The organism is Pseudomonas sp. PS01298 (genome assembly GCF_029959745.1).
Taxonomy (GTDB): Bacteria; Pseudomonadota; Gammaproteobacteria; order Pseudomonadales; family Pseudomonadaceae; genus Aquipseudomonas; species Aquipseudomonas aylmerensis.
In genome coordinates this window covers 93,328-104,214 of sequence record NZ_JASCPP010000009.1, presented here as the reverse complement: position 1 = coordinate 104,214, position 10,887 = coordinate 93,328, and the positions used below count along the sequence as shown (strand labels likewise).

Genomic DNA, 10,887 nt, shown 5'->3' with positions numbered 1-10,887 from the left:
GGGGGGGGGGCGGCCCGGGGGGGGGGGGGGGGGTCCGCCGCCGTCGGCGGGCCCCCCCCCGCTCCCACAGGGGACCTCCTCATAACAATAAATAATTCGTAGGTTCCCATGGACATTACCCGCCGCGACTTCCTCAACGGCGTCGCCATCACTATTGCCGCCGGCATGACCCCGCTGCAAATCCTCCAGGCCGCGCCCGACGGCCGCTACTACCCGCCCGCCCTCACCGGCCTGCGCGGCAGCCATGTCGGCTCGTTCGAAGTGGCGCACCAGATGGGCTGGGAAAAGAAGGTCTTCGACACCGACAAACTGCCGATCACCGAGAACTATGACCTGGTGGTGGTCGGGGGCGGCCTGAGTGGTCTGTCGGCGGCGTGGTTCTACCGCGAGAAGCACCCCAAGGCGAAGATCCTGATCCTGGAAAACCACGACGACTTCGGCGGCCATGCCAAGCGCAATGAATTCCAGGCCGGTGGCCGCATGATCATCGGCTACGGCGGCAGCGAGGCGTTCCAGTCGCCCAACCACCTCTACAGCAAGCAAGTGAATGGCCTGCTGAAAAAACTCGGGGTGAACATCAAGCGCTTCGAGACCGCCTTCGACCGCCAGTTCTACCCGGGCCTGGGGTTGTCGCGCGGGGTGTTCTTCGACAAGGAGAACTTTGGCGAAGACAAACTGGTGACCGGCGACCCGACGCCGATGGTCGCCGACGACATCGCGCCCGACCAATTGCATGCGCGCTCCATCAGCGACTTCATCAATGACTTCCCGCTGCCACCCGCCGACCGTCAGGCGTTGATCGAGCTGCACACGGCGCCCAAGGATTACCTGCCGGGCAAGACGGCCGAGCAAAAGGCCGACTACCTGGCGGTCACCAGTTACCGCGATTTCCTGCTGAAGAACGTCGGATTATCGGAAGGCGCGGTGAAGTACTTCCAGAGCCGCACCAATGACTTCATGGCCTTGAGCATCGATGCCGTGGCATCGTCCGACGCCTATAACGTGGGATTCCCAGGTTTCGGCGGCATGAACCTGGCACCAATCAGCGAAGAAGCCGCTGCCGAAATGGAAGAGCCCTACATCTACCACTTCCCGGATGGCAACGCGTCACTCGCACGCCTGCTGGTGCGCAGCCTGGTCCCCGGCGTGGCACCCGGGCACACCATGGACGATATCGTGCTGGCAGCGTTTGACTACGCCAAGCTCGATCAACCCAAGGCGCCAGTACGGGTGCGCTTGAACAGCACGGCGGTCAGCGTGCGCAACGTGGGCGACAGCGTGCATATCGGCTACAGCCGTGGCGGACAACTCACACAGGTGCGTGGCAAACGCTGCATCCTGGCCTGCTACAACATGATGATCCCGTACCTGCTCAAGGACCTGCCGGCCCCCCAGGCCCACGCCTTGAGCCAGAACGTGAAATTCCCGCTGGTGTACACCAAGGTGGTGATCCGCAACTGGCAATCGTTCCAGAAACTTGGGGTGCATGAGATTTACGCGGCCACCCAACCGTACAGCCGCATCAAACTGGACTACCCGGTGAGCATGGGCGGCTACGACCACCCGCGCGACCCGACGCAGCCGATTGGCTTGCACATGGTCTACGTGCCCACCAGCCCCAACAGCGGCATGAACGCCCGCGACCAGGCGCGCGCCGGGCGTGGCAAGTTGTATGCGCAGACCTTCGAGCAATTGGAAACGCAATTGCGTGACCAACTGCAACGCATGCTCGGCCCGGGTGGGTTCAACCACAAGACCGATATCCTCGGGATCACGGTGAATCGCTGGTCCCATGGCTATGCATACTTTTCCAACAGCTTGTTCGACAACGCCGGCGAGAGCGAAGCGCTGATGAACCTGGCGCGCAAGCCACTGGGGCACGTGAGCATCGCCAACTCGGATGCGGCGTGGAGTGCGTACGCCCATGCGGCGATTGATGAGGCGTACCGGGCGGTCGGCGAGGTGAGTTGAACGCCAAGTGTGGCGAAGGCTTCCTGTGGTAAGCGGGGCGTGGCCCGCGTTGGGCTGCGCAGCAGCCCCTTCGAGGCAGCGGTGCTCTTTGAGACACACCGAATGTCGGGTATTGGGGCTGCTTTGCAGCCCAACGCGGGGCAAGCCCGCTCGCCACAGGGGGACTGTCTGCTCCTGAGAAATACCTTGTTTCATATGCAACGCCATCACGCCGCTATCAATCATTTTTCCTACGTCATCGAACCGCTTAAGCTATCCGGCGTCTGTTTATTGTCCGTTGCGTTTGGCCGAAGGCATGTCCGAACCGTACTTTCTGATCCAGCACGTGCCAGGAACGGCGCGGGATTTGCTCACGACAGGTTGTCTCTATGCACCGCAGGAATTTGCTCAAAGCGTCCATGGCCATTGCGGCTTACACCGGTTTGTCGGCCAGCGGCCTGCTCGCCGCGCAGGCCTGGGCCGGAAACCGCGCCGCCGATGGCAAGGCCGTGGCGTTTGATTTTGAAACGCTCAAGGCCCAGGCCAAGCAGCTCGCCGGGACCGCGTATAAAGACACCAAACAGGTACTCCCGCCCACCCTGGCGACCATGACCCCGCAGAATTTCAACGCCATCGGGTACGACGGCAACCATTCGCTGTGGAAGGAATTGAACGGCCAACTGGACGTGCAGTTCTTCCACGTCGGCATGGGGTTCAAGACGCCGGTGCGCATGCACAGCGTCGACCCCAAGACCCGTGAAGCCCGCGAAGTGCATTTCCGCCCTTCACTGTTCAACTATGAAAAAACCACCGTCGACACCAAACAGTTGACCGGCGACCTGGGTTTCTCCGGCTTCAAGCTGTTCAAGGCACCGGAACTGGATCGCCATGACGTGCTGTCGTTTCTCGGCGCCAGCTACTTCCGCGCGGTGGATTCCACCGGCCAGTACGGACTTTCCGCACGGGGCCTGGCGATTGATACCTACGCGAAGAAGCGCGAAGAGTTCCCTGACTTCACGCAGTTCTGGTTCGAGACCCCGGACAAGAACGCCACCCGCTTTGTGGTCTACGCCCTGCTCGACTCGCCGAGCGCCACCGGCGCCTATCGCTTCGATATCGACTGCCAGGCCAACCAGGTGGTGATGGCGATCGACGCCAACATCAATGCGCGCACCGCCATCGAACAACTGGGCATCGCGCCGATGACCAGCATGTTCAGTTGCGGCACCCACGAACGCCGCATGTGCGACACCATCCACCCGCAAATCCACGACTCGGATCGCCTGGCGATGTGGCGTGGCAATGGCGAGTGGATTTGCCGCCCGCTGAACAACCCGGCCAAGCTGCAGTTCAACGCATTCGCCGACACCGACCCGAAAGGCTTCGGCCTGGTGCAGACCGACCATGAGTTCGCCAGCTATCAGGACACTGTGGACTGGTACAGCAAGCGCCCAAGCCTGTGGGTAGAACCGACTACCGCCTGGGGCGAAGGCTCGATCGACCTGCTGGAGATCCCCACCACCGGCGAGACCCTGGACAACATCGTGGCCTTCTGGACACCGAAAAAACCGGTGGCGCCTGGCGATTCGCTCAACTATGGCTACAAGCTCTACTGGAGCGCGTTGCCACCGGTGAGCACGCCGCTGGCACAGGTCGACGCGACCCGTTCGGGCATGGGCGGCTTCACTGAAGGTTGGGCACCGGGCGAGCATTACCCAGAGGTGTGGGCGCGTCGGTTTGCCGTGGACTTCAAGGGCGGCGGCCTCGATCGCCTGCCGGCCGGCACCGGGATCGAGCCGGTGGTGACCTGCTCCCACGGCGAAGTGAAAGACTTCAGCGTGCTGGTGCTCGACAACATCAAGGGCTATCGGATCCTGTTCGACTGGTACCCGACCAGCGACAGCGTCGAGCCGGTGGAACTGCGCCTGTTCATCCGCACCCAGGACCGCACCTTGAGTGAAACCTGGCTGTATCAGTACTTCCCGCCGGCACCCGAGGCGCGTAAATACACGTGATGCCACCTGTGGGAGCGAGGTTGCTCGCTCCCACAGGACTCAAATGCCCGCCTCAGAACCGCGACACACTCTTCATTGCCCCAATCAGATACCGCATCGCCACCTGGTCACTCTCGTTCAGGGCGCGATACTGCGCGAGTAATTCAGCCTCGTCCGAACTCAACCTGCAGCCACGCATGAACACCCTGCGGGCCAGAAAAGACACCACTGCACCCGCAACACCATAGGACTTGGCCATGGACTGTTTCTCCTGATATCGATCAAATACTCCTGGCGCCCATCACCTGCATCCCCTTAAGCACAAGGCCTGCGCGGACAAACGGACTGACTCCCTGGGCCAGAAATCAGACTTACCCTAAGCGTAGAAACAATCTGGTCACGTGTGGGATTTTTTTAGAGCATTCACTTAAAAAATCTCTTGAGTAACAATCACCTACGGACTTTTCCCACAGAATCATGCAAAAAAACCCACCGGTTCAGGGTGGGTTTCGAGTGCGGCGCGAGGCGGATCAATCCCTCAAGTCAGACTCATGAATCGGCTGGTCTCGGTGGGTTGCCCGTTGATACTGCGCCGGCCAGGTCGCCTTGCGCCCGCCGAGGTCATCATCGGCATGCAGCGGCCAGTACGGGTCTCGCAGCAGTTCACGGGCCAGGAAGATAATATCGGCCTGGCAGGTGCGCAGGATGTGCTCAGCCTGCGCCGGTTCGGTGATCATGCCCACCGTGCCGGTGGCGATGCCTGACTCTTTGCGTACCCGTTCGGCGAAGCGCGTCTGGTAGCCAGGCCCCGTCGGAATCTCGGCATTGGCGGCGGTGCCACCAGAGGACACGTCGATCAGGTCCACACCCAAATCCTTCAAGCGGCGCGCCAATTCCACGGTTTCATCAGGGTTCCAGCCATCTTCCACCCAGTCGGTGGCCGACACCCGCACAAACAGCGGCAGGTCCTGAGGCCAGGCCGCACGCACGGCTTCGGTGACTTGCAGCACCAGGCGGATACGGTTTTCAAAAGAGCCGCCGTATTGGTCCTGGCGTTGATTGCTGATCGGCGAGAGAAATTGATGCAGCAGGTAACCGTGAGCCGCATGGATTTCCACCACTTCAAACCCGGCCGTGAGCGCGCGCTTGGCGGCGGCGACAAAGTCGGCGATCACCTGTTGGATCTGCCCTTCGTCCAACTGCCGGGGCTGTGTGTGATTGGGGTCAAAGGCAATCGGCGACGGCCCCACCGGCACCCACCCGCCGTCCTCCGGCTTGACGCTGCCATGCTTGCCGATCCATGGCCGATGAGTACTGGCCTTGCGCCCGGCATGGGCCAGCTGGATCCCGGCCACGGCGCCCTGGGCTGCGATAAACCGCGTGATGCGTTGCAGCGGTTCGATCTGTTCGTCGTTCCACAGGCCCAGGTCTTCGGCAGTGATACGGCCATCGGCGGTCACCGCGGTGGCCTCGGTGAAGATCAGCCCGGCGCCGCCGACTGCGCGACTGCCAAGGTGGACCAGGTGCCAATCATTGGCCAGGCCATCGACACTGGAGTATTGGCACATCGGCGACACGGCGATGCGGTTGAGCAGGGTCAATTGGCGCAGGGTATAGGGTTCGAGCAGCTGACTCATGGCGCACCTCTTCTGGGCTTTTTGGGCTCTTTTAACTGAGCAGGCTTGCTCGCGAAAGACTCACCGGCGCCGCGTGTATTCAGGATCAACGCGTTTTAATTGACGTTTTTCGCGAGCAAGCTTGCTCCTACAGCCTAGTCGACAACGTTGGATTGCACAGGGTTCAGAACGAAAGCGGGAGCCGATTGCCGGCTCCCGTCGTGCACAGGCTTACATCTCGACCTGGGTGCCCAGTTCGATCACGCGGTTGACCGGGAGCTTGAAGAACCGCAGGTTGCCGTTGGCATTCTTCAACATGAACGCGAACAGCGCTTCACGCCAACGGGCCATGCCCTTGATGCGCGAGGCGATCACCGTTTCACGGCTGAGGAAGTAGGTGGTGCGCATCGGGCTGAAATCCAGCTCGTCGAGGTGGCACAGCTTCAGCGCTTCAGGCACGTCCGGCTCATCGGTAAAGCCAAAGTGCAGGATCACCCGGAAGAACCCCTCGCCGTAGGCATCCACCTCGAAGCGCCGGGCGGCCGGTACGCGTGGAATATCCTCATAGACCACCGTCAGCAGCACCACTTGCTCGTGCAGCACCTGGTTGTGTAGCAGGTTGTGCAACAGCGCATGGGGCACGGCGTCCGGGCGCGCGGTGAGGAACACCGCCGTACCCTGCACGCGATGCGGCGGTTGCACACGGATGCTGCTGATAAAGATCGGCAACGGCAGGCCGCCTTCGTCGAGGCGCTCGACCAGCAACTGCTTGCCGCGCTTCCACGTGGTCATCAGCACAAAGAGCACGATCCCCGCCAAGACCGGGAAGGCGCCGCCCTGGATGATCTTCGGCACGTTGGCGGCGAAGTACAGCCCGTCGACCAGCAGGCAGCAGACCAATACCGGCACGGCCAGGATCGGCGGCCATTTCCACAGCAGCAGCATCACCGCCGACACCAGGATCGTGGTCATCAGCATGGTACCGGTCACGGCTACACCGTAGGCCGACGCCAGTGCGTTGGAGGACTCGAAGCCCAGCACCAGCAGGATCACGCCGACCATCAGCGACCAATTCACCGCGCCGATGTAGATCTGGCCCTGCTCGGCACTGGACGTGTGTTGGATGTGCATGCGCGGGATATAACCCAACTGGATCGCCTGGCGCGTCAACGAGAACGCACCGGAAATCACCGCCTGCGACGCAATCACCGTGGCCAGGGTCGACAGCACCACCAGCGGGATCAGCGCCCAACTCGGCGCCAGCAAGTAGAACGGGTTGCGCGCAGCTTCCGGATCGCCGAGCAGCATCGCGCCCTGGCCGAAATAATTGAGCACCAACGCCGGCAGCACCAGGATGAACCAGGCGCGGGCGATGGGCTTGCGGCCGAAGTGCCCCATGTCTGCGTACAGCGCCTCGGCACCGGTCAAAGCCAGCACCACCGCACCCAGGATCGCCACGCCAATGCCTGGGTGAGCCTCGAAGAAACGCACGCCCCACATCGGGTTCAAGGCGTTGAGCACTTCAGGGTGCAGGGTGATGCCATACACACCAAGGCCACCCAGCACCAGGAACCAGGTCACCATCACCGGTCCGAACAGCTTGCCGATGCGGTCGGTGCCGTGTTTCTGGATCAGAAACAACGCCACCAACACGACCAGCGCGATGGGCACGACCCATTTATCCAGGCCATCGAACGCCAGTTCCAGACCTTCAATGGCCGACAATACCGAAATCGCCGGGGTGATCATGCTGTCGCCGTAGAACAGCGCAGCCCCGCACAAGCCACAGACCACGAGGAAATTGCGCAGCTTCTTGCGCTCCCCCGCCGCCCGGCGCGCCAGCGCGGTCAGCGCCATGATGCCGCCCTCGCCCTGGTTGTCCGCACGCAGTACAAACAGCATGTACTTGATCGACACCACCCAGATCAGCGACCAGAAGATCAGCGCCAGGATCCCCAGCACCCCGTCATGGTTGACCTGAACCCCATACCCCCCATTGAACACCTCTTTAAGGGTGTAGAGCGGGCTGGTGCCGATATCGCCATAAACCACCCCGACCGCTGCCACCAGCATGCCAATCGGCTTGGCGTTTGAATGCTCGGCACCTGCTGCCTGACTACTCGCGTGACCCATCAACCACTCCTGCCCTTTGACCTGAGGTCTTTTATAAACAACGCGCCTAAGCTGACCCTAGCATGCGCTGTTTTACTTCTCGTAACAGACGTTTTATTGACCCAGGGGTTCTACCCATGTGCAACGGCGCGAAGCATAGCGCAGCACTCGTCGCATTTCCCTGCTCAAGTGATAAGGGTGGCGTTTTCTGCCGTCATTAAAAGAGATCAAGGCATTTTGGGGACTTTTTGCCTGCATTGAGCGCATCACGGCCGACCGTATATTTTGGGCCCGGCTTAGCAATGCTGCCTTTAGCGGTGCAAGCGGGGTTTCCTTGACCGGCTTACCTGATCCATCAATCGTGCCCCTGCGGCGCGCAGTCGATACAAAAACTCAATCATCGACCTGTCTCTTTTAAGGTACATTCCTTATGTACGAAGTGAAACACGTCCTGTCAGTCAACGGCGTAGACATCTACCAAGCTTGGCTGGACACCGTGCAAGACACCCGTTCAAAAGCAAGAATCACCACCAGAGTGGACCGAGCATCACTTGGTCACTTTGGCGTAGCGGAGCCGGTGGGTGATGGGGTCTTTGAGATGAAGCTCGACTTCGGACCTGGGTTTCGCGTGTATTACGCAATCGTGGATCGAAAAATTGTTTTCCTGTTGGGTGGTGGCTCAAAGGCCAGACAGCAGAACGACATCGATCAGGCCAAGGCTCTCTGGAAATCCTACAAGGAGCAGCAAAAATGACCATTCGTACTCGTTCTCATGAAGAGAGTGTTCTTGAAATGCTCCGAGACGACGAAGCATTTGCCCTGGAATATCTGTCCGTCGCACTTGAGGAAATCGATGAAGCGGGGGGTGAGGACGCGTTTCTTGTCGCTATTCGTCGAGTGGCGGAAGCTCGTGGCGGAATGCTCAGCTTGTCGCAGAACACCGGGCTCAATAGAGCTAATCTCTACAGATCCATCGCCGTCGGCGGCGACCCAAAACTTTCCACCCTGCTGAAAGTGCTCCAGGCGTTGGGGGTGGGCATGTCCAAAGTCGTCGCGCACCGCACGGAGCAGGACGTGCGGGCTTGAGAGCGTGGAAGGGCTCTGCGAATTACCCAACGCAGCACTCGTCGCATTTCCCTGCATAAAGCTGGTCAAGTGCGTTGCCCGTCGCTAGAATTGCGCACTTTTTGATCAGAGGCACACCAAGTGCCCGTCCGCAGCCCTGTCGTGCCCGACTGGCGGCGTCATTCAATACCGAGGTTAGACATGTCCACCACCATCGCAAAGGCCAACCCCAAGGTTGGCTTTGTTTCCCTGGGTTGCCCGAAGGCTCTGGTCGACTCCGAACGCATCCTGACCCAACTGCGCATGGAAGGTTATGACGTGGTGTCCACTTATCAGGACGCCGACGTGGTGGTGGTCAACACCTGCGGCTTCATCGACTCGGCCAAGGCGGAGTCGCTGGAAGTGATCGGCGAGGCCATCAAGGAAAACGGCAAGGTCATCGTGACCGGCTGCATGGGCGTGGAAGAAGGCAATATCCGCAACGTGCACCCAAGCGTGTTGGCCGTGACCGGCCCGCAGCAGTACGAGCAGGTGGTCAACGCCGTGCACGAAGTCGTGCCGCCGCGCCAGGACCACAACCCGCTGATCGACCTGGTGCCGCCGCAGGGCATCAAGCTGACCCCGCGCCACTATGCGTACCTGAAGATTTCCGAAGGCTGCAACCACAGCTGCAGCTTCTGCATTATCCCCTCGATGCGCGGCAAGCTGGTCAGCCGCCCGGTCGGTGATGTATTGGACGAGGCCCAGCGTTTGGTCAAATCCGGCGTGAAAGAGCTGCTGGTGATCTCCCAGGACACCAGCGCCTACGGCGTCGACGTGAAATACCGCACTGGCTTCTGGAACGGCGCGCCGGTGAAAACCCGCATGACCGAACTCTGCGAAGCCCTCAGCAGCCTCGGCGTGTGGGTGCGCCTGCACTACGTTTACCCGTACCCGCACGTGGACGAGCTGATCCCGTTGATGGCCGCCGGCAAGATCCTGCCGTACCTGGACATCCCGTTCCAGCATGCCAGCCCGAAAGTCCTGAAAGCCATGAAACGCCCGGCCTTCGAAGACAAGACCCTGGCACGCATCAAGAACTGGCGCGAGATCTGCCCGGAGCTGATCATTCGCTCGACCTTTATAGTCGGCTTCCCCGGCGAAACCGAAGAAGACTTCCAGTACCTGCTGGACTGGCTGACCGAGGCCCAACTGGACCGCGTCGGCTGCTTCCAGTATTCGCCGGTGGAAGGCGCTCCGGCCAACCTGCTGGACCTGGCCGTGGTGCCGGACGACGTCAAGCAGGACCGTTGGGAGCGTTTCATGGCGCACCAGCAGGCCATCAGCTCGGCGCGCCTGCAATTGCGCATCGGCAAGGAAATCGAAGTGCTGATCGACGAAGTCGACGAGCAAGGCGCGGTCGGCCGCTGCTTCTTCGATGCCCCGGAGATCGACGGTAACGTGTTTATCGACGATGCCAGCGGTTTGAAGCCGGGTGACAAGGTCTGGTGCACCGTGACGGACGCCGACGAATACGACCTGTGGGCCGAGAAGCGTGACTGACGTGTAATATTTTGAAAAAGCCCTGCCTCTGGACAAGATGCGGGGCTTTTTTAGGTCTATCGTTTTGCCCATCAGCGCACATCAAGGCAAAGGGGCAGCGGGCATGCGTCAGCATTCGGTTATCCACACACCTAAAATCAGCGATTACGCCGAATTGGCACGCATCTGGGAGGCATCGGTGCGGGCCACCCACGATTTTCTGCCAGACAGTTACATCGAGTTGCTGAAAAACCTGGTGCTGACCCGCTACCTGGACGCGGTGATGCTGATTTGCACCAAGGACTCGCGCCAACGCATCACCGGGTTTGCCGGCGTCGCTGCGGGTAAGGTCGAGATGCTGTTCATCGACCCGCAGCACCGGGGCCAGGGCCTCGGCCGCCAACTGCTGCGCTACGCGGTCGAGCGCATGAATGCCGACGAACTGGACGTGAACGAGCAAAACCCGCAGGCCCTGGGGTTTTACTTCAAGCAGGGGTTCGAGGTGATCGGACGCACGGAGCATGATGGCCTTGGGCAACCGTATCCGTTGCTGCACATGCGCTTGCGCCAGCAGCAACAGGCACGCAGTGGCTGACACAGCGCAGAACACCTGTGGGAGCTGGCTTGCC

General features: G+C 60.8%; 9 protein-coding genes. 6 read left to right on the top strand and 3 right to left on the bottom strand.

Going from position 1 to position 10,887, the window contains the following annotated elements:
• Positions 1–108: 108 nt before the first annotated feature.
• Together QMX97_RS06620 and QMX97_RS06615 are read left to right on the top strand one after the other, a co-directional pair.
• Entirely contained in the window at positions 109–1,971 is a 1,863-nt protein-coding gene (locus QMX97_RS06620) for an FAD/NAD(P)-binding protein (protein ID WP_282396540.1), read from the top strand.
• Between the two features lie 368 nt (positions 1,972–2,339).
• The gene (locus tag QMX97_RS06615; protein WP_106804988.1) at positions 2,340–3,965 is read left to right on the top strand and encodes a glucan biosynthesis protein D; all 1,626 of its coding nucleotides are present in this window, start codon (positions 2,340–2,342) and stop codon (positions 3,963–3,965) included.
• 52 nt (positions 3,966–4,017) lie between these two features.
• Here QMX97_RS06615 and QMX97_RS06610 read toward each other — a convergent pair whose 3' ends face one another.
• The 3 genes from QMX97_RS06610 to QMX97_RS06600 all read right to left on the bottom strand — a co-directional run bounded on the left by QMX97_RS06610 (position 4,018) and on the right by QMX97_RS06600 (position 7,693).
• Positions 4,018–4,203, bottom strand: a complete 186-nt coding sequence (locus tag QMX97_RS06610) for a hypothetical protein (RefSeq protein WP_106804989.1) — start codon at positions 4,201–4,203, stop codon at positions 4,018–4,020.
• A gap of 271 nt (positions 4,204–4,474) precedes the next feature.
• Positions 4,475–5,581: an NADH:flavin oxidoreductase/NADH oxidase gene (locus QMX97_RS06605; protein ID WP_120447760.1), complete on the bottom strand. Its 1,107-nt coding sequence runs from the start codon at positions 5,579–5,581 to the stop codon at positions 4,475–4,477.
• Positions 5,582–5,791: 210 nt separating this feature from the next.
• Complete coding sequence (locus tag QMX97_RS06600) at positions 5,792–7,693, bottom strand: potassium transporter Kup (RefSeq protein ID WP_065903251.1); 1,902 nt, start codon at positions 7,691–7,693, stop codon at positions 5,792–5,794.
• 409 nt (positions 7,694–8,102) lie between these two features.
• On the opposite strand from QMX97_RS06600, the gene QMX97_RS06595 reads away from it, so the two are divergent.
• From QMX97_RS06595 to QMX97_RS06580, 4 genes are all read left to right on the top strand, one after another.
• Positions 8,103–8,426, top strand: a complete 324-nt coding sequence (locus QMX97_RS06595) for a type II toxin-antitoxin system RelE/ParE family toxin (RefSeq protein ID WP_120447759.1) — start codon at positions 8,103–8,105, stop codon at positions 8,424–8,426.
• The gene (locus QMX97_RS06590; protein ID WP_106804992.1) at positions 8,423–8,758 is read left to right on the top strand and encodes an addiction module antidote protein; all 336 of its coding nucleotides are present in this window, start codon (positions 8,423–8,425) and stop codon (positions 8,756–8,758) included. The genes QMX97_RS06595 and QMX97_RS06590 overlap by 4 nt, the downstream gene beginning before the upstream one ends.
• Before the next feature lie 192 nt (positions 8,759–8,950).
• Positions 8,951–10,279 (top strand): 30S ribosomal protein S12 methylthiotransferase RimO, encoded by a 1,329-nt coding sequence (gene rimO / locus QMX97_RS06585; RefSeq protein ID WP_169855583.1) that lies wholly within the window; start codon positions 8,951–8,953, stop codon positions 10,277–10,279.
• Between the two features lie 103 nt (positions 10,280–10,382).
• Positions 10,383–10,853, top strand: a complete 471-nt coding sequence (locus tag QMX97_RS06580; protein ID WP_201143635.1) for a GNAT family N-acetyltransferase — start codon at positions 10,383–10,385, stop codon at positions 10,851–10,853.
• Positions 10,854–10,887: the final 34 nt, after the last annotated feature.

Excerpts from the sequence above, each read along its gene's own strand:
- QMX97_RS06620 (WP_282396540.1), top strand. The coding sequence starts at position 109 with ATGGACATTACCCGCCGCGACTTCCTCAACGGCGTCGCCATCACTATT.
- QMX97_RS06615 (WP_106804988.1), top strand. The coding sequence starts at position 2,340 with ATGCACCGCAGGAATTTGCTCAAAGCGTCCATGGCCATTGCGGCTTAC.
- QMX97_RS06610 (WP_106804989.1), bottom strand. The coding sequence starts at position 4,203 with ATGGCCAAGTCCTATGGTGTTGCGGGTGCAGTGGTGTCTTTTCTGGCC.
- QMX97_RS06605 (WP_120447760.1), bottom strand. The coding sequence starts at position 5,581 with ATGAGTCAGCTGCTCGAACCCTATACCCTGCGCCAATTGACCCTGCTC.
- QMX97_RS06600 (WP_065903251.1), bottom strand. The coding sequence starts at position 7,693 with ATGGGTCACGCGAGTAGTCAGGCAGCAGGTGCCGAGCATTCAAACGCC.
- QMX97_RS06595 (WP_120447759.1), top strand. The coding sequence starts at position 8,103 with ATGTACGAAGTGAAACACGTCCTGTCAGTCAACGGCGTAGACATCTAC.
- QMX97_RS06590 (WP_106804992.1), top strand. The coding sequence starts at position 8,423 with ATGACCATTCGTACTCGTTCTCATGAAGAGAGTGTTCTTGAAATGCTC.
- QMX97_RS06580 (WP_201143635.1), top strand. The coding sequence starts at position 10,383 with ATGCGTCAGCATTCGGTTATCCACACACCTAAAATCAGCGATTACGCC.